The 23,101-nt window shown below is 36.8% G+C and carries 20 protein-coding genes; 12 read left to right on the top strand and 8 right to left on the bottom strand.

The window, feature by feature from the left end; all coding sequences use genetic code 11:
- Positions 1-89 precede the first annotated feature (89 nt).
- The 8 genes from J3U18_RS04200 to J3U18_RS04235 all read left to right on the top strand — a co-directional run bounded on the left by J3U18_RS04200 (position 90) and on the right by J3U18_RS04235 (position 7,512).
- On the top strand, positions 90-653 hold the full coding sequence (locus tag J3U18_RS04200) for an iron transporter (protein WP_065734643.1): 564 nt from the start codon (positions 90-92) through the stop codon (positions 651-653).
- A gap of 98 nt (positions 654-751) precedes the next feature.
- Positions 752-1,972, top strand: a complete 1,221-nt coding sequence (locus J3U18_RS04205) for a Fe-S-containing protein (RefSeq protein ID WP_267353017.1) — start codon at positions 752-754, stop codon at positions 1,970-1,972.
- Positions 1,973-1,994: 22 nt separating this feature from the next.
- Positions 1,995-3,263 (top strand): ABC transporter permease, encoded by a 1,269-nt coding sequence (locus tag J3U18_RS04210; RefSeq protein ID WP_267330489.1) that lies wholly within the window; start codon positions 1,995-1,997, stop codon positions 3,261-3,263.
- A gap of 13 nt (positions 3,264-3,276) precedes the next feature.
- Positions 3,277-4,419 carry an ABC transporter permease gene (locus J3U18_RS04215; protein WP_267353018.1) on the top strand — a complete coding sequence of 381 codons (1,143 nt, stop codon included), beginning with the start codon at positions 3,277-3,279 and terminating at the stop codon, positions 4,417-4,419.
- Between the two features lie 11 nt (positions 4,420-4,430).
- Positions 4,431-5,090 carry an ABC transporter ATP-binding protein gene (locus J3U18_RS04220; protein WP_065563564.1) on the top strand — a complete coding sequence of 220 codons (660 nt, stop codon included), beginning with the start codon at positions 4,431-4,433 and terminating at the stop codon, positions 5,088-5,090.
- 20 nt (positions 5,091-5,110) lie between these two features.
- Positions 5,111-5,578 (top strand): DUF4418 family protein, encoded by a 468-nt coding sequence (locus J3U18_RS04225; protein WP_065734639.1) that lies wholly within the window; start codon positions 5,111-5,113, stop codon positions 5,576-5,578.
- A gap of 63 nt (positions 5,579-5,641) precedes the next feature.
- Entirely contained in the window at positions 5,642-6,847 is a 1,206-nt protein-coding gene (locus tag J3U18_RS04230) for an ABC transporter permease (protein WP_081299563.1), read from the top strand.
- Positions 6,847-7,512 (top strand): ABC transporter ATP-binding protein, encoded by a 666-nt coding sequence (locus J3U18_RS04235; RefSeq protein ID WP_065563561.1) that lies wholly within the window; start codon positions 6,847-6,849, stop codon positions 7,510-7,512. Before J3U18_RS04230 ends, J3U18_RS04235 begins: the two co-directional genes overlap by 1 nt.
- A 24-nt stretch (positions 7,513-7,536) precedes the next feature.
- Here J3U18_RS04235 and J3U18_RS04240 read toward each other — a convergent pair whose 3' ends face one another.
- A complete protein-coding gene (locus J3U18_RS04240) occupies positions 7,537-8,118 on the bottom strand; it encodes a Maf family protein (protein ID WP_267353019.1) in 582 nt (193 codons plus the stop codon).
- Positions 8,115-8,525 (bottom strand): GNAT family N-acetyltransferase, encoded by a 411-nt coding sequence (locus tag J3U18_RS04245; RefSeq protein ID WP_267353020.1) that lies wholly within the window; start codon positions 8,523-8,525, stop codon positions 8,115-8,117. The genes J3U18_RS04240 and J3U18_RS04245 overlap by 4 nt, the downstream gene beginning before the upstream one ends.
- Before the next feature lie 138 nt (positions 8,526-8,663).
- Here J3U18_RS04245 and J3U18_RS04250 point away from each other — a divergent pair, with 138 nt between their 5' ends.
- Positions 8,664-9,092, top strand: coding sequence for a universal stress protein (locus J3U18_RS04250; protein ID WP_065563558.1), 429 nt, complete (start codon positions 8,664-8,666; stop codon positions 9,090-9,092).
- Positions 9,093-9,422: 330 nt separating this feature from the next.
- Here the strand turns inward: J3U18_RS04250 and rlmKL are convergent, their stop codons facing one another.
- From rlmKL to J3U18_RS04270, 4 genes are all read right to left on the bottom strand, one after another.
- On the bottom strand, positions 9,423-11,543 hold the full coding sequence (gene rlmKL, locus J3U18_RS04255) for a bifunctional 23S rRNA (guanine(2069)-N(7))-methyltransferase RlmK/23S rRNA (guanine(2445)-N(2))-methyltransferase RlmL (protein WP_267353021.1): 2,121 nt from the start codon (positions 11,541-11,543) through the stop codon (positions 9,423-9,425).
- Between the two features lie 212 nt (positions 11,544-11,755).
- Positions 11,756-12,298 (bottom strand): MltR family transcriptional regulator, encoded by a 543-nt coding sequence (locus J3U18_RS04260; protein ID WP_065563556.1) that lies wholly within the window; start codon positions 12,296-12,298, stop codon positions 11,756-11,758.
- 6 nt (positions 12,299-12,304) lie between these two features.
- A complete protein-coding gene (locus J3U18_RS04265; protein ID WP_267353022.1) occupies positions 12,305-13,465 on the bottom strand; it encodes a mannitol-1-phosphate 5-dehydrogenase in 1,161 nt (386 codons plus the stop codon).
- 70 nt (positions 13,466-13,535) lie between these two features.
- Complete coding sequence (locus J3U18_RS04270) at positions 13,536-15,419, bottom strand: PTS mannitol transporter subunit IICBA (protein ID WP_065563554.1); 1,884 nt, start codon at positions 15,417-15,419, stop codon at positions 13,536-13,538.
- A gap of 628 nt (positions 15,420-16,047) precedes the next feature.
- On the opposite strand from J3U18_RS04270, the gene J3U18_RS04275 reads away from it, so the two are divergent.
- On the top strand, positions 16,048-16,692 hold the full coding sequence (locus J3U18_RS04275) for a DUF7424 family protein (protein WP_267353023.1): 645 nt from the start codon (positions 16,048-16,050) through the stop codon (positions 16,690-16,692).
- Positions 16,693-17,204: 512 nt separating this feature from the next.
- Here J3U18_RS04275 and glmS read toward each other — a convergent pair.
- Both glmS and glmU read right to left on the bottom strand, forming a co-directional pair.
- The gene (gene glmS, locus J3U18_RS04280; RefSeq protein ID WP_267353024.1) at positions 17,205-19,037 is read right to left on the bottom strand and encodes a glutamine--fructose-6-phosphate transaminase (isomerizing); all 1,833 of its coding nucleotides are present in this window, start codon (positions 19,035-19,037) and stop codon (positions 17,205-17,207) included.
- A gap of 3 nt (positions 19,038-19,040) precedes the next feature.
- Positions 19,041-20,417, bottom strand: a complete 1,377-nt coding sequence (gene glmU / locus J3U18_RS04285; protein ID WP_416380382.1) for a bifunctional UDP-N-acetylglucosamine diphosphorylase/glucosamine-1-phosphate N-acetyltransferase GlmU — start codon at positions 20,415-20,417, stop codon at positions 19,041-19,043.
- A gap of 153 nt (positions 20,418-20,570) precedes the next feature.
- Here glmU and hemG point away from each other — a divergent pair, with 153 nt between their 5' ends.
- Positions 20,571-21,107, top strand: coding sequence for a menaquinone-dependent protoporphyrinogen IX dehydrogenase (hemG, locus tag J3U18_RS04290; protein ID WP_416380383.1), 537 nt, complete (start codon positions 20,571-20,573; stop codon positions 21,105-21,107).
- Positions 21,108-21,261: 154 nt separating this feature from the next.
- The gene (gene typA, locus J3U18_RS04295) at positions 21,262-23,085 is read left to right on the top strand and encodes a ribosome-dependent GTPase TypA (RefSeq protein ID WP_065563548.1); all 1,824 of its coding nucleotides are present in this window, start codon (positions 21,262-21,264) and stop codon (positions 23,083-23,085) included.
- Positions 23,086-23,101 lie beyond the last annotated feature (16 nt).

Consider the following 23,101-nt stretch of genomic DNA (forward strand, 5'->3'; position numbering starts at 1 on the left):
GTAAATACATTGGTAGTAAATTGTTATTGACTAGTCATGATTTTATTGATTAGTGATTAAAAGTGAAAAACAAAATTAAGGAGTTTTCAATGAAAAAACTATTAGTCTCTGCTGGTATTTCATCAATACTTGCACTTTCTTCAATGGCTTATGCTGCTGCACCTGCACCAGGTGAAGAAAAAGGCTTCGAAGAGTTTCCAATTGGTGATGAAGTAACTGTTGGTCCTTTACATATTGGTGCAGTTTATTTCCAACCGGTTGATATGGAACCTGCTGGTATGGGTGGTTTACCTGCTTCAAAATCTGATATGCATATTGAAGCTGATATTTCAGCGGCTGAAGGTAATAACTTAGGTTTTGGTACTGGTGATTTCGTGCCTTACTTAACTGTAAAATATAAAATCCAAAAAGAAGGCAGTGATAAAGCTATCGAAGGTACTTTTATGCCTATGAATGCTTCAGATGGTCCTCACTATGGTAACAATATTAAGTTAGATGGTGCAGGTAAATACAAAGTAACATTTACTATCGAAAACCCTGAAAAACAAGGTTATTTATTACATGTTGATAAAGAAACTGGCGTTGAAGGTCGTTTCTGGACTAAACCAATTGAAGTTTCTTGGGACTTTAACTATATCCCTCATGCATGGTAATAATTATTTTTAATTGAATTAAATTAATAAATAATTAGTTGTAATATTGGCGAGTATAACAGCTCGCCAATAGACGTTGTAATTTTTAGGCAATTATTATGCTCCAATATCTTATCAAAATTACCGATAATACTTTTATACCAGTGATCATGTTTGCATTACTTAGTGCGACAGTTATTCAATTAAGTAAAAAACATCTTATCATCGGTTTTGTATTGGGCATGATAGCCGCGTTTATTTATGCAATATTAAAACGAAATACGGGTATTGCAGTTCGTGAATTTTATGATCTTGGTACCAATGTTGCTTGGTGCATCATTGTTGTTCCATTGCTTATTAGTTTATTTTTTAGAAAATCTCAAGCTCTCAATATTTTATTAATAGTGATTGCTACCGGAGTTATCACCTCACAAAGCCTACCAAATATTTTGCTTTACCCATTTGAATTTGATGTTGGCATGGACTCAATTTTCAATAATGATTATTTGTTTAAATGGGTGGGTTACGGTTTTGCTTTATTCGTTTGTATTTTAATTGGATTGTTTGTTTATCGGCTTTGTACAAGGTTTTCAACTCGATTTGTAATTGCCATTACATCGCTAGCCATTATTTTCTTTACTGCACAAAATGCAATTAACTTACTTCGAATCCTAATTGTGAGACGGTTTATCTCGCCACAAAAGTGGATGATGGATTTAGTGACTTCCGTTTTAGATCATGTCAATTTGTTTACCTTTATCTTTATTGTATTGGTGCTAGTACTAAGTATTTTGTTATACATTAAATCCAAAACTACCTCCTTAGTCGGCAGTAATCCTGCCCAAGTGCGTAAATTGAAAGCAAGTTTACGCCGGGATCGTCGGACCTCATTATTATTAATGGCGGGCATTGCTATCACCGCTTACACCGTTACTCGTGCGCGCTATATTTTTGAAAAAGGGGTGGAATTAACCCCGGCTGAGCCAGTAACACCTAATGCCGATGGTTTGATTGTAATCCCATTAGATAAAGTCAATGATGGCAATCTGCATCGTTATGGTTACAAAGCAACGGATGGAACATTAATCAGATTTATTGTAATAAAGAAAAGTGAAAATGCTTATGGTGTTGGCTTTGATGCTTGTGACATCTGTGGTGCAAGTGGTTACTATCAGCGCGGTAATCAAGTTGTCTGCATTTTGTGTGATGTGGTGATGAACATTGCCACGATTGGTTTTTCTGGTGGCTGTAATCCTGTCCCGCTCAAATACGAAATTTTAGATGGCAATATGATTATTCGACCTACTCATCTTGAAGCAGAAAAGAGTCGCTTTAAGTAAACGGTATAAAAAGGAAGAAAATATGTTTCGTAGAATGTTACTTAGCGTGTTAGTTCGTCAAAAAAAGAAGCTATTTTTAATTGCTTTAACCGTTGCTTTAGGTGTTTCACTTGCGACTGCCATGTTAAATGTGATGTTTGATGTTGGTGACAAAGTTAATCAAGAGTTAAAAGCCTATGGCGCTAACTTAAGCATTGTGCCAAAAGGTGCGTCGATGGTTAATGAGTTATATCAGCTCGATGACAAACAAAACGCATATATTAAGCAAGATGATTTAGTCAAAATTAAAATGATTTTCTGGGCGTATAACATTGTTGATTTTGCCCCTTATTTAACCACCCAAGTTACGGTTAATGATAAACCGGTTACACTAGTTGGAACATGGTTTAATAAACATCTGACTATTCCAACTGGTGACAAAGTTGATACTGGAATATTAGCCATGAAGTCATGGTGGTCGATTGAAGGCAACACCATGAAGGATGATAATTTGCAAGGCGTAATGGTGGGAGAAACTATTGCCAAGCAATTGAATCTTAAATTAGGTGATAATATTGAGATAACTTCAGCTACTAAAAAAACTACCCTAACTGTGAATAACATCTTTCATAGTGGTGGTGTTGAAGACAATGATCTTTATGTCTCACTGCCTGTTGCTCAGTATATGGCGAACAAAGAAGGTTTGGTAGAACGGGTTGAAGTAAGTGCTCTCACCACTCCTGAAAACGATTTAGCCCGTAAAGCAGCACAAGATCCCAACAGCTTAACGCGAGCTGAGTGGGATAAATGGTATTGTACTGCTTACATCAGTTCGATCGCCTATCAATTAGAAGAATTAATGCCAGATATTCGAGTAAAAGCGATAATGCAAGTAGCTGAATCAGAAGGCTCTATTTTACAAAAAACACAATTATTAATGTTATTGCTGACAATTTTATCGTTAATCTGTTCGGCACTGGCGATATCTAACTTAGTTACTGCTAACGTGATTGAACGTAGCACTGAAATTGGCTTATTAAAAGCATTAGGAGCAACTAATACCTCGGTATCCATGTTGATTCTTAGCGAAATACTGATTATTGCATTATTTGGCGGTATGGCCGGCTATTTTATTGGTCTCGGCTTTGCACAAATTATTGGCCAGACGGTGTTTGGTTCGTTTGTTGAGCCTAAAATGATTATTGTTCCATTGGTATTAATTATGGTAAGCCTGATTACCTTATTAGGTAGCTTGCCAGCATTACGTATTATGATGTTTTTACGCCCAACCGATGTATTGCACGGACGATAAGCGAGGCTAAATAATGATGAATAGAAACCAACGTTTTATTTTAAAAACGATATTTAGCTCGCTAATTCGCCGTCGTTCTAGGATTATTATTGCTCTACTCGGCGTAGCAATTGGCGCGACAGTATTACTTGGTATGGTGACGCTTTGTTATGATATTCCAAGACAAATGGGACAAGAGTTCCGCTCTTATGGCGCAAATTTATTAATGATGCCAGCCAATAATCAACCTACCATATCAATGACTGAGGTGAAAAAAGCGGTTGATTTACTGCCGAGAGATAAAGTACTAGGTGTCACACCTTTTCGTTATAACTCCATCCGCAGTAATCAACAACCCTATACCATCGTTGGCACACAGTTTGATCAGGTCATCAAAACCAGTCCTTATTGGAAGATAGAAGGTGAATTACCTCAAAAAGCAAATGAAATTATGATCGGTACCGATATAGCCCAGTTTGCTAAACTTAGCATTGGTAGCACCATGCCGATTTCAGGAAAATCTAAAGAAAACTCTCGTTTTGATGAAGATTTAACTATTACTGGTATTGTGAAAACTGGCCGTGTTGAGGATAATTTTATCTTTATCGATCTTAGCGTTCTTGAAACGCTACTTGAAGAAAGCAATCAAGCTGAAGTAGTCGAAATTAGTATTACAGCAACCCAAGATGAATTACAGCACTATATTCAAACCATCAAAGAACACTCCACCACAATCGAACCGCATCTTATAAAATGGGTAACGCAATCAGAAGCATCTGTGCTCGGTAAGCTATCATCTTTACTCTACCTAGTAACTTTAGTGGTGTTAATTTTGACCATGATCTGTGTGGCCACTACCATGATGACTGTAGTAATGGAGCGTCGCAAAGAGATAGGACTGAAAAAAGCCATCGGTGCAACCAATAAAAGTATTGCCAAAGAATTTTTAGCCGAAGGGATGATTTTAGGTATTATTGGTGGGGTGATTGGGGTTATTTGTGGTTTAATTTTTGCTCAAGTAATCAGCGCCAATGTATTTGGGCGCTCAATTGTCATTGAATTTTATTTGATACCAACAACGATTGTCATTTCGGCTGTGGTAACGATCATTGCGTGTTTGATTCCGGTAAAACGTGCACTTGAAGTTGAACCAGCATTAGTTTTACGTGGCGAATAGGATAGTAAAGTATGAATATGCTAGAAGTTAATAATGTTTCAAAGATCTATGGCTCTTTACATGCCTTGTCAGAAGTTAACTTAACCGTTGAAGAAGGTAAATGGCTATCCATTATGGGACCTTCAGGCAGTGGTAAAACCACGTTAATGAATATTATTGGTTGTATGGATAAACCGTCGCTGGGTTCAGTAATTCTTGATGGACAAGATATTACCCAACTTTCATTACCCCAACTAACGGAAATTCGGCGTGATAAAATCGGCTTAATCTTTCAACAATTTCACCTCGTATCTTATTTAACCGCATTAGAAAACGTGATGGTGGCACAATATTATCATAGCATGGTAGATGAAAAAGAAGCCTTACAAGCATTAGAGCGTGTGGGGCTTGCAGCGCGGGCCAAACATTTACCGCGTCAATTATCGGGGGGTGAACAACAACGCGTTTGTATTGCTAGGGCATTAATCAATTACCCAAAACTGATTTTAGCTGACGAGCCAACCGGTAATTTAGATGAAAGCAATGAAGCAATGGTCATGAACTTACTACATCAACTTCACGAAGAAGGAAGCACAATCATCGTTGTTACGCATTCACCGGAAGTATCAAAACATGCGCAAACAACGGTAGTTCTTGAACATGGTAAAGTAGCAAGTATTATCAATAATTAATGATTATAAGGTCTATATTTATGAAAAATCGCATTGTTTCATCTGTACTATTTATCTTAATCGGAGCGTTACTTATTCTATTCCCGCTTTATATTTTACCCGTCTGCCCACTGCCGGATGTGCAATCTATGCCAGCCGATGCTATGCATTCTGCACCGATGGATGGCCACATGCACAATGCTGGTGGCAAAATCATGAAATGTTTTTGGACATCAAGGGCGGAAATTGGTATTGGTAGTTTAGTGATAGCTATTGGTGCCTTGGTATTACTTAGCCGCTCGTTATTTGTACGTATGGGGTTAAGTATGGCTATAGCTTGCACTGCGGTCTTAGCAGCTGCGATTCCAACTATTTTAATTGGTGTATGCGGTAATGAAATGATGCGTTGCAATATGGGGGCTAAACCAGCATTGATATTATTGTCAGTAGTATTAGCGATTGTTGCTATTATCAATGTGATATATTTAAATAAACAAGCTAATCGCTAGTAAAGGTTAGCAACTGATAAAAAGCATTAGTCAGCCTTAACACCAATTATAGAGAAATCCAACATGCAAGAAATAACTATAGCGAATTTAGCATGGCGAAATATCCAACGACGACCTTTTCGAAGTTGTTGCTTGATTATCATCATTATGCTTTTTTCCGCTACGCTATTTGGCGGTAGTGTATTGATGAAAAACCTAAGCTTAGGCATTTCAGGCATGGCTAATCGGTTAGGTGCCGACATTCTTATTGTGCCTTATGGTTATGAAAAAAATCTTGAAGTCGCCTTATTACGTGGTGAACCAAGTAGCTTTTATCTAAAAGCTGACTTAATTGATAAAATCAAAGATATCAAAGGAATCGAAGCGGTCTCACCACAACTATTCATTGCTTCGTTAAGTGCTGGTTGTTGCACATCAAAAGTTCAATTAATTGGTTTTGATCAGCAAAGCGATTTTGTGATCAAACCTTGGCTACAAACACAGTTAGAACAACCACTGCAAGACAATCAGGTCGTGGTAGGCAGCAAAATTACCTCAAATGTAGGTGATGAAATTAAATTTTTCAATCATCCCTTTAAAATTGCCGCTAAAATGGATAGCACAGGAATGGGTTTTGACACCTCAGTTTTTATGACCATTCCTGCTGCTCATTCGCTTATGAAAGAAGCCAATTTAATTGAAGGCGATACTGACCACTTTGCTAACTATGTGTCATCGATTTTTGTTAAAGTCGACCCTGACTATCAGTCTAAAGATATTGTTAATCAAATCATGCCCAAATATGCTATCGATTACAATATTGATTTTGTAATGACCAAAGGCATGTTAAGTAACATCTCCAAATGGTTAAATGGCTTTTCAACTATTGTCTATAGTTTATCGGCAATATTTTGGGTGTTAGCGATTATTGTGATCTTTGTAATATTTTCCTCATCCCTTAATGAACGAAAACGCGAAATCAGCTTATTACGTATTTTGGGTGCATCGCGCAGTGATCTGGTTAAAATGTTACTGCGAGAATCCCTTATCATTAGTGCTTTAGGTGGCCTTGCTGGTATAGTGGTTGCTGGCGTATTAATTTATGCCTTCAGCTTATTGATATGCCAAACGATAGGTTTGCCATGTATGAATATTTCAATTACCGATGGATTAATTTATGCCTTCATCGTATTTTTGCTGACATTAATTATTGGTCCGCTGTCTAGTATTTATTCAGCATTATCATTAACTAAGTTTGATACTTATCAAACATTAAGAGAGGGTGAATAATGTTATTGGATATCAAAAACCTTCGCAAAGATTACAAGCGCGGATCACAACACTTTTCAGCGGTGAATAATGTTAGTTTTTCAATGGCACAAAGTGACTTTATCAGCATTATGGGTAAATCAGGTAGTGGTAAAACGACGCTGCTTAATATGATTGCTGGGTTGTTAACGCCTACTCAAGGTAAAATCACGATTAACGGCACCAATTTATTCGATCTTGATGACAAACAAGTATCAGCATTTCGTAATCAAAATATTGGTTACATTCCACAAGGCAGCAGTTTATTACCTAATTTAACTGCTCTGGAAAATATTCGCTTACCGTTTTCTTTAACGAAACGTGAAAACCAATCGAGCTTAAATTCTGCAATGGAACTGCTAGAAAAAGCCCAAATTAGTTATTTAAAAGATGCTTATCCAGCCAACATGTCAGGTGGTGAAATGCGTCGAATAGCTATTTTACGTGCACTAATTTGCCAGCCACAAATAGTCATTGCCGACGAACCCACCAGCGATCTTGACGATGAAAGTTCAACACAAATTATGGCATTATTAGCCGATATTCATCAACAAGGCACAGGACTCTTGATTGTTACTCATGATAATGATGTAGCAAGTTACAGCCAAAAAACATTAAAAATGTCAGCGGGGCGGTTAATCGATTAAATTCGGCGCTGTCATTATCATCAATTATAAAAACAGCGGATTACAGCCCATATCAATCATAATTTTATTTAACTTTATTAGCGGTAATCCGACTAAAGAATTAATATCATCGCCTTCAAGCTTATCGAAAAGAGTAATCCCTAACTCATTACATTTAAAACTGCCAGCACATTGTAGTGGCATCTCTTTAGCGATATAAGCATCGATTTCTGCATCAGTTAACTGACGAAAGGTGACTTTAAACGGTTCACAAATCGTTTGCGATTGGCCTGTGTGAGTATTAATGACCGTCATTCCAGTATAAAAGTAAAACGCTTTACCACTGCTATTTTTTAATTGTTGCTTAGCGTTTTCAATAGTGAGGGGTTTACATACAATCTTTCCATCTAAAACACCTACTTGGTCGGAACCAATAATTAAACTATCAGGATTGCTTGCCACCAATGACTGCGCTTTAGCATTAGCCAATCGTACCACCAGCTGCTGTGCACTTTCATTTGGTAGAGGTGTTTCATCACAAATCGGTGGCACACAATCGAAAGGAATAGCTAATTTTTCAAGTACTTTTTTACGTGAAAGTGATGTTGATGCTAGGATAATTTTCATTTTAACTGTTCTTGTAAAATCCATGCGGAAGGATGAGCATTAAAACCAATATGACCATAATAATCGACTGCTTGAGGTGCTGCAAGCAAAGTAATTGCACATTGATTATCGGTATGAATTTGAATCTTTTTTATCAACTGTTTACCAATACCTGATTTTTGATAAGCTTCATCAACGGCTAAATCAGCTAAATAAGTTATGTAGACAAAGTCAGTTAAACAGCGGGCAATACCGACAAGTTTCTGATCATGCCATGCGGTAATGACTAAATTAGCATTATCTAACATTGCTTGAAAACGAGGTTTATCACTTATTGGTCGACGTTCCGCCAATGAGCAGCGAGAATATAATAATGTCGCTTGTTCTATACTGGGTTTGATGTCATGGCGATAAATAATATTACCCATAGTTGATCTCCATCATGATTTTGCAAAAAAGTTATTTCAATATTTTAAATTAGCGTTAGGATAACAATATTAGATTTAATTTAAAATTAGTACCATCTTAAATTAATTAAAAAAGATAAGTTTAAATGAGGAGGCGGTATGTACAAAAAAATATTAGTTCCGATTGATGTCCTTGAAGATGAACTCACTCAAAAAGTGATCCCCCATGTTGAGTGTTTAGCGAAGTTATCCAATGCGCAAGTTATCTTTTTTCATACCTTACCGGTTGCATCGGCTATTGTAAATGCTTACTCATTTGGTTTTGATGAGTTTAAAGATCAAGCAACAGTACAAACAGAGCAATGGCTCCATCGCTTGATTGACTCAATTAATTTACCAAGAGAAAATTTATCTTTTTCAATCGCGTTTGGTAATCCACGAGATGAGATCTTACATTTAGCGGAAGAGATCGAACCTGATCTAATTATCATAGGATCAAGACGCCCAAATATCTCAACACATCTACTTGGATCAAATGCTTCTGGTGTAGTGAGAGGTGCACAAACATCAGTGCTAGTAGTACGTTAATTTTTATTTTTCTGATGTCCTCCAAAAGGACATCAGTATTTGCTCAAAATCCTCAACTTTTTTGATTTTAAAAAAACTTTTAAGCTCCAATATATTCACAAAAAGTAAGTACTGGAAACGATAATAAAAAATTTATTTACTCCAAATAAGATTGTTGTGCAAAAGGTTGTCTTTTTATAAATTAGAGATGACTAATGGCATAATCTAGTGTACGCGAAGGCGTAATGATAGAGTAGGGTTGTTATGCCGTCTTGATTTCTCGTTGGGCTTCCCTAAAGAATTGAACATCATAGCTAAGCTAAGATTATACCGCCTTTCGGCGGTATTTTATTATTGATGTTTAACCAGAAAACAGCAGTGAATCTGTTTATTGCGTCTAAAATCGAGAGATAAAGTTTTGTCGGTGATGTCTTGAAACGTCAGACCTAATTTTTGCATACCGTCGGCATCCATTTTGAAGCCTCGTTTGTTATTAGAAAAGACAATTACACCGTTTGGTCTTAATAATCGTTTTAAATCACTCATTAATTTAAGATGATCGCGCTGAACATCAAAAGTATCGTTCATCCGTTTAGAGTTGGAAAATGTTGGAGGATCGATAAAAATTAAATCAAACTGTTCATCAGCTTGAGATAAATAGAGCAAGCAGTCAGCCTGTATTAATCGATGATTTTTACCGGTTAAGCCATTTTGTTTTAGATTACGATCGGCCCACTCTAAATAGGTGCGTGACATATCAACTGTCGTGGTCGATTTTGCTCCACCAAGACCTGCGTAGACGGTTGCACTACCCGTGTAGGCAAATAGATTTAAAAAGTCTTTGCCTGCACTCATTTGTCCGATCATTTTTCTGGCTAAGCGGTGATCTAAAAATAAACCAGTATCCAAATAATCCACCACATTAACCCAAAACTGCGTTTTTTTGTGATTAATCGGATATTCATGGACTAAAAAATAATCCTGTTTTTGCCCAAGTTTTTGATATTGTTGTTTTCCCTTTTGCTTTTCGCGGGTTTTTAGAACTAATTGGTCGGCGGTTAATTTTAATACCGACATGGTAGCATTAATAATATCAAATAGTCGTTGCCGCGTTTTTTGTGGATCTATATTTTTAGGTGCAGCGTATTCTTGTACCACAATTTTATCTTTGTAACGATCGATAGCCACATTATATTCAGGCAAATCAGCATCATAAAGACGGTAACATTCAAGTTGTTCTTGGCTGGCCCATTTTTCCAATTTTTGACAATTTTTACGTAAACGATTGGCAAAGTCGGCAGCTGGTAAATTTGTTGATATGACCGCCTGATCCACTTGACGATCCGCAATCGAATAATTTTTTTGTAGACAATCTAAAGGGCCATTTTTGGCTTTAAATTGTTTGTCAGCACGCATTTGTAAACAATCTAAAAGTTGTGGCGCGCCACTAAATAACGATAATCTCCACCCACCAAATTGTTGTTTAATTTGGCGACCGAGTGCTGAGTGTAAGGCAACTAATGCTGGCTCACTTTCTAATCGTTCTCCGTAAGGCGGGTTACTGATGATCATGCCATGTATATGGTGATCAAGAGGATTGGTTAATTGTGTCACATCCTGCAATGCAAACGTAATTAAATCACCAACTCCTGCTTGGATCGCATTTTGTTTGGCTCGCTCCAGTACTGTAGGGTTATTATCATAACCGATAAAAATGGTGTTAGTTTTTTTTACATTATGCTTAGCGCTGAACAGTAAGTCATTCCAAAGTGTTGGGTTAAATTCTTTCCAAGCAAAAAATCCCCATTGTTTGCGTAGCAGTCCTGGAGGGATATTAGACGCCATCATCGCTGCTTCAATCAGTAACGTTCCTGAACCACACATTGGATCGATAAGTGGTTCATCAAACCGCCAGCCAGAACGAAGAATAATAGCCGCGGCTAGACTCTCTTTTAACGGTGCTTGCCCTGTTTGTTGGCGATAACCACGTTGGTGTAAGCTTTCACCGCTAAGATCTAATGATAGTGTAACTCGATTTTTGCTAAGATAAGCATGTAAACGAACATCAGGATTTTGCTTTGCAACATTTGGGCGCTGATTGGTTTGTCGCGTAAAGTGATCAACAATGGCATCTTTGATCTTTAGCGCACCATATTGGCTGTTACGAATAAAGTCATTAACACCAACAAAGTTGATAACAAATGAGTTATCTACCGCGAAGATATTGGTCCATTTGATATTCATCACACATGAATAAAGATCTAAATCACTATAGATGTCAAACTCGGCAATTGGCAATAAAATACGAGAGGCTAAACGAGACCACAATAACGATTGGTACATCGTTGACTCATTAGCATCAAAATAGACACCACCCTGCGCCACCCGACAATTATCCGCCCCAATATTTTCCAACTCTTTTTTTAATAACTCTTCAAGCCCGCGCGATGTGCTGGCAAATAGCGTTTTCATGCATAATCCACTTAACAATAAAATTGCAGGCATTATACCGACTAATTACCAGAGTGGGAAATGATTGCCCTAAACAATAGCCAATCTAACTAAAAAGTAATCAAAAAAAGTTGAGGAACGGGGTTTTTGAGCTTAAAAATTGCCCAATTTTTGACTATCTACTTAACATCCTTTTTATATTAATACTTAAAATTCATCTTTATAAATTAATATTACTCAGGGAAATAATCAATTTTCTGTTTATTTACGATACGTAAGGTTAAGTCTGTAATGGCGATGATCAACGCTGAGCGAATCATTTGTTGATAACGGTTTTGGTACATGGATGATTTTAAGGTATCGACAATGCCGTTCTCTTGCGGGTTATTTAATGGAGAGTTAGGGGGAAGGATCATGTCGTGCAGTAAGCTGATTGGACCTAGGATTTCGTCATCCAGATAGGTGTAATTTTTATCGTCTTGTTCTAGCTCATCTAAAATTGCCATTAACAATTCAATATCTTCATAATCTTCACGCGTGATGATGCCTAGTGCATAAAGTAATTTCAAACAGACTGAAGTGTCATTAAGTGGGCCATTCTTGCCCACCAATGATGGAATAACAAACTTGATAGCATGAGGCTCTTTACGAAAAACCTTTAGAATCAATTGATTGACACTGTCATTAATCAAATTGATCGCAACTTTCAGCAAGCTGTGTATATCAGCTTGCTGATTGAGTTTTTCGAGGATGGTGTCTTCTGCTAATGTTTGCATTGTCACTTAAAATTGATGATTTTGCATAGCAGTATAAAGTTGTTCGATTTGGCTAACAACTGGATTATCACTTTCAATACCAGAAATATCGCAAAATGCTTGTTTTAAACCCTTGTTAGCAATTTGATTTGCCAGTTCGATTGCTTGTTCGTCGTCATCATTACGATAGTTAAGTGCAGCTGCAATACCGATAAGCAGATTTTGATTGCTAAGTTTATGTTCAAATGTGCCAAGTAATGGTTTGATCAAACGATCGCCAGGACCTAGTTTGCGTATTGGTTGACGTCCTACTCGTGCGGTATCATCATGTAGATAAGGATTCTCAAATCGAGTTAGGATTTTTTCAATATAGGCTTGATGTTTGGCTGGATCAAAGTCATAGCGTTTGATCAGTACTTGTCCACTTTCTTCCATGGCTCCACGTACAATTTTACGAATTTTATCGTTTAAAATCGCATCCCGAATGGTCGCAATATTGTTATAAAAACCGAGATAGGCTGTAATAGCATGTCCGGTATTTAAAGTAAATAGTTTACGCTCCACAAAGGCCATTAGGTTATCAACGGGCTCCATACCTTTGATTTGAGGGATTGTGCCAATAAATTGAGTTTTATCGACAATCCATTCAGAGAATGTTTCAACCGTCACCTCTAAAATATCACCTGTTTTAGAAGTTGCAGGTGGCACAATGCGGTCAACCGCAGAATCAACAAAACCAATATGCTCATTAACCCATTGGTGAAGATTTTCTGGTAGATACTTTACGATTTCCTGTTTGAACTGGCTCGTGCCACGTACCATGTTTTCACAAGCAATAATATTGAGTGGAGCGTTATTACCTTGAGCATGTCGAGCAATAATGCCTTGTGCCACACTTTGCGCAATGCGCGCTAAAATTTGAGGACCGACCGCAGTGGTAACTAGATCAACTTTCGCGATGTAATCAGCGACTTTAGGTGAAGTACTGTTGATGGCATCAACATTCTTCACTGTTTCGGTAACCGATTGCTCACCAACCACATTGACTGGATATTGATGGCGGCTAGCAAGTTCATCAATAACTTGTTGATTAACATCTGCAAAAGTGACGTGGACACCGGCATCAGATAATAATTTACCAATAAAACCACGACCAATATTGCCGGCGCCAAAATGTAATGCTTGCATAATAATAACCCTTAATTTTGAATCTTTTAGTATATTAGGACACTTCCTACTTCTGTAGGAAGTGGTTAAGTTAGCTTAATATTGCTAGGACTTCTTCAATATCATTAGTGGTAGTCAGTTTTGCAATAATCTTTTCGTCATCAAGTGCATTGGTTAACTTGGCGATAACATCAAGATGTTCATTGTTACGAGCAGCAATTCCAATTACGATTTTTGCTTTATCTTGCTCTTCTTCGCCAAACTGTACACCTGCTGGATATTGGCAAAATACGATACCTGTATTAATCACATCATCTTTAGATTCAATTGTGCCGTGCGGTACAGCAATCGATTCGCCTAAATAGGTGGATGTTAATCGTTCACGCTCTAACATGGCATCAATATAAGCTGTTTTTACGTAACCATTTTCGACTAGTTTTTGGCCAGCAAAACGGATGGCTTCTTCTTTAGTTTGCGCCGTTAAACCTAAAAAGACATTTTTTGCATTCAACTTAAACAGCGGTTGGTGGGTAGGTGTTGGTTGTACAACTTGTTGACCACCTTTTGCTTTGACTAAATCATTCACTAACTGAGTATATAAATCACTATCTAAAAAGTTAGTTAATGAAATATGATAAGCGTTTGGTGCATATTGTTTTGCTCGTGCGGTTAAATCTTTATGTGTGATGATGATATCCGCATCAGTTGGCAAGTTATTAATTGCTAAATTGGTAACACTGATATCTAAATGAGCATCTTCTGCTTTTTTACGTAAAACACCCGCACCCATAGCACTTGAGCCCATACCTGCATCACAAGCAACGATGATTTTTTTCACTTTAGCAAGATCAAGTTTACTATTTTCGCTTACTCCTTTGGCTTCGCTTTTCATTGCAGTGACATCAGACATGGCTTCGTCTAAACTTTTGCCATTATCTTTTGTTGTTTTTAATAAAATAGCCGACACAATAAATGATACTGTAGTTGCTGCAAGCACAGATAACGTTACACCTAAATATGAACCTTTTGCCATACTCATTACCGCAAAAATAGATCCTGGTGATGCGGGTGCTGTTAAACCTGCATTAAATAAAGTTAAAGTAAATACACCTGTCATACCACCTAAAATTACAGCAATGATGAGTCGAGGATTCATTAAAACATAAGGAAAGTAAATTTCATGGATACCACCAAAGAAGTGAATAATTGCAGCACCACTTGCTGATCCTTTTGCCGCACCTTTACCAAAGAACATATAAGCAAGTAATAAACCTAAACCTGGACCTGGGTTTGCTTCAATCAAGAAGAAGATAGACTTACCTGTTTCTGCTACTTGTGTTACACCTAGTGAAGTAAATACACCATGATTGATAGCGTTGTTAAGGAAGAGTATTTTTGCAGGTTCAACCAGAATTGAAGTAAGTGGTAATAAACCATGATCAACCATGAATTGTACTGCAACAATAAGTACATTAGTTAACGAAGCAACAGCTGGACCGATTCCAAAATAAGCGATAAGCGCAAGAATCATACCAATAATGCCAGCTGAAAAGTTATTAACTAACATTTCAAAGCCACTTTTGATTTTACCATCAATGAATTTATCGAACTGTTTAATGCACCATCCACCTAAAGGTCCAGATATCATTGCGCCTAAAAACATTGGAATCGATACGCCAACAATTACGCCAATTGTGGTGACCGCACCAACTACGCCACCACGATCACCGTAAACCAATTTACCACCAGTATAACCAATTAATAATGGAAGTAGATAAGTGATCATTGGTCCAATAAAAGCAGTTGATACGCCTTCATTTGGGAACCATCCTCCAGCAGATGGATCGTTAGCATTATATAAAAAAATTGCAGTAATAAAGCCCCAAGCAATAAATGCGCCGATATTGGGCATCACCATATTACTTAGAAATCGCCCAAAATTTTGGACTTTAAGTTTAATGTTTGATGTAGTCATACAAATCTTTCCTTATTGATTGATATAATCATTATGCTGTTATTGTAGAAGCATTTAGTTATTAGATTCATTAAGAATAATCAAAAAATGTGACATATATCACACTGTTAAAAGTGGGGTATTTTCAGATTTTGTGATCTAGATCACGTTTTATTATCAGATAGAATTAAAATAGAGGGATTTGATAGTAATTTAATTAGTACTAGATTTCTTTTACCAATATTAGCATTCATTGCATCTGAAATGGATAGCACAGGAGAAAATGGAGTCAGCATGTATCTGTTTTATATGAGGGACATGTTGTGTTAGGGTTGATCATATTTTATAACACTTTTTATCTTTAAAAAGATATAAGCAAAGTATTTTTCTATTTATTTAAATGATATTGATGATGAACCTATTAAATGTAAAGAAACAAATATTATTTAGCTACAGCAGTAAAATTATTTTAGAAATATTCAAAGGAGCGCCTAAAAACGCTATATTTTTTATTTCAAAAATGAAATTAAATCGTTTGTGAACGATTATAAATACGTTATTATGAACGTATTTATCAATTTATTCGATTATTGTAAAAGATTCAATATTTGATATTGAACTGATAAATAATAATTATGAGAGGAAAATAATGAAAAAATTATTAGTATCATTGTCTTGTTGTGTTTTGTTATCCGCTTGTAAAGTAGAGTTATCACCAAGTGTTAATTTAAGTGACCTGAGTAGCGAAACACCTAAAACAATTAAATCAGATCTTACTTTAGAAGTTACTGCTTGTGGTGATTATCAAGATTCTAGAAAAGAATCTTCTTCTTTAATTGAAGCAAAACAAAAAATTACAGAAATATTTCCAAATGCAGAATATGTCGAGTGTTACAAAGAAAAATTTGATTCAAAAGCATTATTTAAAATTCCTGTTGTTGTGGGTGGTAAACAACCTGCTGGTGATATTCAGATCACTAATGGTAACTGGGGTGATGGAATGATTGTACTTGTTTCAAAAGAATTGAATAATAAAATGAGTAATATGAAAAAATCGCCAGTAGGAAAGTTAGACTTCAATATTAAAATAAATCTTAACAATGATTCTGGTAATGAACGAAATATTACTGCAAATGGAGTATATATTGATGAAAATCCTGTTCTTCTTAACCAATATGTACTTCAAAAAGGAAATAATACATTTCGATTATCAAATGTTTCCGTTGATTTTCTTTTAAAAAATAACATAACGTTTATTTATGAAGATTATAAAAAGAAGGGCGAAACTCAGTAAAGTTTAAGTCTAAGTAACTTTAGTTAAATGAGAAGGCATCTTAATTGATGCCTTTTTAAATAGATTATAATTAGCTAGGCGTTATCAATATTATTACAAAAATAAATCTTCATTTGCTTTTAAAATATATTGGTATTTTTGTAATTATTATTTTGTAAAACATCCTTTAAATAGTCTATCAATAAGTAAAAACTGTCCATGTTGCATACAAATTTGCAAAATAAACTATAATAAAATCAGATATATTTTTTATCGAAATATATTGGGTTTTATTACACAGATAAAATAAATTCGGGCAGATGTGAAAATATTCGGTGTATAATCATTCTAAATAAATTCAGATGATTTGCTAATTTACTTGAAAACCATCCTTTATTAACTAGAGCTAAAATATTTTTTAACAACTTGAGATAGTGGTTTCTATCTATATGTAATTGATTTAATGTGAGAAAATTGTTTTTGATTATGATATCAAAACCATCCACTAACTTCTCACATTAATACAACGAACTTTACTCCACAGTCACAGATTTTGCCAAATTACGAGGCTGATCTACATCTGTACCTTTGATTAAAGCTACATGGTAAGCAAGCAATTGGGTTGGTACCGTGTAGTAGATTGGCGCTGTAAGTTCTTCAATATGAGGTAAGTTGATGATATGCATTGTGTCATCACTCACAAAGCCTGCATCTTGCTCTGCAAATACATAAAGTTGTCCACCACGGGCACGAACTTCTTCGATATTAGCTTTAAGTTTTTCGAGTAGGTCATTGGTCGGAGCCATAACAATAACTGGCATATCTGCATCGATAAGCGCTAAAGGACCATGTTTTAATTCACCTGCGGCATACGCTTCTGCATGAATGTAGGAGATCTCTTTTAGTTTTAATGACGCTTCCATTGCGATTGGATATTCATCGCCACGGCCTAAAAATAGGGCGTGATGTTTATCGACAAAGTGTCCAGCAAGTTTTTTGATTTCTGGCTCGGCCATTAACACTTGCTCAATGCGATTTGGCAAAGTTTGTAAGGCATGGACGATCGCTTGTTCAGTGATTTCAGCCATGTCATTAAGTCGACCTAATTTGGCAACTAAAAGCAATAATATGGTCAATTGCGTGGTAAAGGCTTTAGTTGAAGCAACGCCAATTTCAACGCCAGCTTTGGTTAGTAACACCAAATCAGCTTCACGAACTAAGGTAGAGGCAGCCACATTACAAACGGCAAGAGTGCTTAAGTAATTATTCTCTTTTGCTAAGCGTAATGCTGCAAGCGTATCTGCCGTTTCACCTGATTGTGATAGGGTGATGAATAAACTGTTTTTACGGCGAGCGGGTTTTCGATAGCGAAATTCCGAAGCGATCTCCACATCACAAGGAATACCAGCTAATGCCTCAAACCAATAACGAGCAACCATTCCGGCATTATAGGCGGTACCACAAGCAACAATTTGCACATGTTCAACTTGCTTAAGAATATTTTCCGCATCATCGCCAAGTTCAGATAAATCCACTTTGCCATGAGCCATTCGTCCTTCAAGGGTATTTTTTATAGCATTAGGTTGTTCATAAATCTCTTTTTGCATGTAGTGATTAAAGCCAGCTTTACTGCCTGCGTCATATTTCGCATCAGATTCGATGCTTGGACGGTTAACTTCTTGATGGTTTTTATCAAAAATATTCACAGTGCGATGGGTGATTAGTGCAATATCACCCTCTTCTAAGAAGATAAATTGACGAGTAACCGGTAATAAAGCTAATTGATCTGAAGCAATAAAGTTTTCACCAACGCCACAACCAATCACTAGTGGACTACCTGAACGTGCCGCGACGAGAATATCGGGATTACGCGTATCCATTACAAGGGTGCCATAAGCACCTCGTAATTGTGGGATTGCTTTTTGTACTGCTTCAAAAAGTGAGCAATCTTCGGTTGAGATAATATCGTGAATTAAGTGGGCAATAACTTCGGTATCGGTTTCTGAACGGAATTGATATCCTTTTGCGATGAGTGTTTCACGCAGAGGCTCAAAATTTTCAATAATACCATTGTGCACAACGGCAATAAAACCCGATACATGAGGGTGTGCATTGTGTTCGACTGGTTCGCCATGTGTCGCCCAACGAGTGTGAGCAATCCCAGTTGAACCTTTGATTGGATGCTCATCTACCGCATCTTTAAGCGCTTTTACTTTTCCGACACGTCTTACTCGCTGTAATTCACCTGTTGGAGAGATAATAGCAAGACCAGCAGAATCATAACCACGATATTCTAATCGTTTTAAACCTTCTAATAATATTTCTGCCACATCACGTTTGGCGATCGCGCCCACAATACCACACATTGTTTATTCCTCTTTCAATTTAGTTGGTCTTTTCCAACCGGCAAGTTGTTTCTGTTTTACCCGGCTAACCACAAGCTCATTGTCATTGACATCATTGGTTACCGTTGTTCCAGCTGCAATGGTTGCACCTTTGCCAATTTTAACTGGTGCAATTAGTTGAGTATCGGAACCCACAAATACATCATCTTCGATCACGGTTTTAAATTTGTTCGCACCATCATAGTTACAAGTAATTGTGCCAGCACCAATGTTGACGTTACAGCCAATTTCGCTATCACCTAAATAACTTAAATGTCCTGCTTTGGTAGCATGACCAAGATGAGCTTTTTTCAATTCGACAAAGTTACCAACATGGGCATGATCATCCAGTTGGCTACCAGGTCTTATTCGAGCAAAAGGTCCGATAGTACAGTGTTTGGCAATGATTGAATCTTCAATTACTGAGAAAGGGCTAATTACGCTATCATCAGCGATGGTGCAGTTTTTTAAAATACAACCTGAACCGATAATGACATTGTTTCCCAATGTAACATCACCTTGAATAATCACATTTGTATCAATAGTGACATCCTTGCCATGAGTCAATTTACCACGTAAATCAAAACGCGCAGGGTCAAGCAACGTGACACCTGCAAGTAAAAGTTGCTCAGCTTGATGCTGTTGATAATGCCGTTCTAAAGTTGCAAGTTGCAAGCGATTATTGACGCCTTCAACTTCGAATTTTTTAACTGGATGAGACGTTAAAATGTCGTAACCATCTTGGTGGGCAAAGGCGATAATATCGGTCAAATAATACTCTTTTTGCGCATTATTATTGGTTAAACGAGATAGCCACTTTTTAAGTAACTTGCCGGTAACCAGCATAATACCGGTATTAATTTCGTTAATTTTTTGTTGTTCAACATTGGCATCTTTTTGTTCAACGATCGCTACCACTTTACCGTCTTTGCGTTCGATTCGCCCATAGCCAGTAGGATCATCTAAAATCACTGTCAATAAGGCAATGCCTTCATGTGGTTTACTGGCAATTAAATTCTGCAAGGTTTCAATTGAGATAAGAGGTGTATCACCATATAAAATCAAGATATCTTCATCATCTTCAATAAAAGGAATAGCTTGTTGAACAGCATGTCCTGTACCCAACTGTTCTGCTTGATAAACAAGTTGCACAGGTTGATCTTGTAACGATTTTTCTAACTCGCTTTTGCCATGACCATAAACAATATTGATGCGATCAGTATTAAGTTGTTGAACTGTATCAATAACATGTTGTAACATCGGCTTACCGCCGATTTTATGTAAAACTTTAGGTAGGTTGGAATACATCCGTGTGCCTTTTCCTGCCGCCAAAATAATTGCACTACGTTTTGGAGGTGAAATTGCCATAATCAGTTCCGGTCTGGTTAAATAAGGCTAATACTATAATCAAAGTTTTCCACGAAATCATCCCGTAATTGTTAATTTTTATCCTAAAAAAAGAATTATTGAAATTTACCAAGTGTTTTAATAAAAGGAAGCATTGTTATGAATAACATTACCAAGGTCTTATTGCTTTACACCACTCACGAAAAGCAAACCCTTAAAATTATGCAACGAATAAAAACACATCTTGAGGGTAAATGTGATTGTGATTTGATTGAGTTATTGCCCGATACCAAGATTGATCTTGGTAACTACAAAGCCGTATTAATTGGTTGTTCAATTCGATATGGTTTTTACAGTAAAACCATGAAGAAGTTTATTGATGCCAATTATCAGCAATTAAATGCGTTAAAAACTGGTTTTTTTGGGGTAAATGTGGTGGCTAGAAAACCAAATAAAAATACACCTGAAACTAACCTATATACTAAAAAATTCCTTGCCAAAATTGCCTGGCAACCGACTATCAAAGCGGTATTTGCTGGTGCGCTTTATTATCCTAAATATAACTGGTTTGATCGTAATATGATTCGATTTATTATGTGGTTAGGTAAGGGTGATACAGATGTGACAAAAGAAGTAATAGAGTACACAAATTGGACAAAAGTGGATGAATGTGCCGAGCAATTTGTGGAACTTATTGATAATTAGTCTTAGTTATCTTGATAAAATAAGTCACTATTTTCGTTAAATATCAAGTCTTAAAGTTGTTTTGAAGAAACTTTGTGATATAGATCAACTTTTTTACTAAAAAGGTGTACAATATTGCGCCTAAAGAATCTGTCTCCTAACTGGGATTTTAATTGTGATTGAAAATTTAAGAAATATAGCCATTATTGCTCACGTTGACCATGGTAAAACAACCTTGGTTGATAAACTATTAAAACAATCAGGCACGCTTGATAATTTGCGTGGTGATGACAATGAAAGAATAATGGACTCAAATGCGCTTGAAAAAGAGCGTGGTATTACTATTTTAGCTAAAAATACGGCTATCGATTGGAATGGTTACCGAATTAATATCGTTGATACTCCAGGCCATGCCGATTTTGGTGGTGAAGTAGAACGTGTAATGTCAATGGTTGACTCAGTACTACTGCTTGTTGACGCAATGGACGGACCAATGCCACAAACACGTTTTGTGACTCAAAAAGCATTCGCTCATGGTTTAAAACCAATTGTGGTTATTAATAAAGTTGACCGTCCGGGTGCGCGCCCAGATTGGGTTGTGGATCAAGTATTCGACTTATTCGTTAACCTTGGTGCAACTGATGAACAACTTGATTTCCCAATCGTTTATGCATCAGCTTTAATGGGGATTGCAGGTCTTGATCATGAAGATATGGCACAAGACATGACTCCACTATTTGAAGCAATTGTTGAACATGTAGAACCACCTAAAGTTGATTTAGATGGTCCATTCCAAATGCAAATTTCTCAACTTGATTACAACAATTATGTTGGTGTTATTGGGATTGGTCGTATTAAACGCGGTCGCGTTAAACCAAATCAACAAGTTACTATTGTCGATAGCGAAGGTAACAAACGTACTGGCAAAGTCGGACAAGTATTAGGTCACCTAGGCTTACAACGTTATGAAGCTGAAGTTGCAGAAGCAGGGGATATCATTGCTATCACTGGATTAGGTGAACTTGGTATTTCTGACACAATTTGTGATAACAGCTGTGTTGAAGCTCTGCCAGCACTAAGCGTTGATGAACCAACAGTTACCATGTTCTTTAATGTAAATAGTTCACCATTTGCAGGTAAAGAAGGTAAATATGTAACTTCTCGTCAAATTCTTGAACGTTTAAATAAAGAACTTGTACATAACGTGGCTCTTCGTGTTGAAGAAACCCCAGATCCGGATGCATTTAAAGTTTCTGGTCGTGGTGAATTGCACTTATCTGTTCTTATTGAAAATATGCGTCGTGAAGGTTATGAACTTGGGGTATCTCGTCCTAAAGTTATCTACAGAGAAATCGATGGCAAAAAACAAGAGCCTTTCGAACAAGTTACCTTAGATATCGAAGAGCAACACCAAGGTTCAGTGATGGAAGCCTTAGGTTTACGTAAAGGTGATTTGACCAATATGTTACCTGATGGTAAAGGACGTGTACGTCTAGATTATGTGATTCCTAGCCGTGGTCTTATTGGATTTAGAACTGAATTTATGACCATGACATCAGGTACTGGTTTACTTTACTCAACATTTAGCCATTACGATGATGTGCGTCCGGGTGAAATCGGCCAACGTAATAATGGGGTAATGATTTCAAACGGTACTGGTAAAGCTTTGGCTTATGCGCTTTATAGCTTGCAAGATCGTGGTAAATTATTCCTTGGTCATGGTGCTGAAGTTTATGAAGGGCAAATTATTGGTATCCATACTCGTTCAAATGATTTAACCGTTAACTGCTTAACGGGTAAAAAATTAACTAACATGCGAGCATCAGGTACCGATGAAGCGACTACCTTATCACCACCAGTAAAAATGTCGTTAGAACAAGCGTTAGAATTTATTGATGATGATGAATTAGTTGAAGTAACACCATTATCTGTTCGTCTACGTAAACGTCATCTAACTGAAAACGATCGTAAACGTGCATTTAGAAGTAATAAAGAATAATGTGAATTATGATTTA

Source organism: Gilliamella sp. B3482 (genome assembly GCF_026536805.1).
Taxonomy (GTDB): Bacteria; Pseudomonadota; Gammaproteobacteria; order Enterobacterales; family Orbaceae; genus Gilliamella; species Gilliamella apicola_E.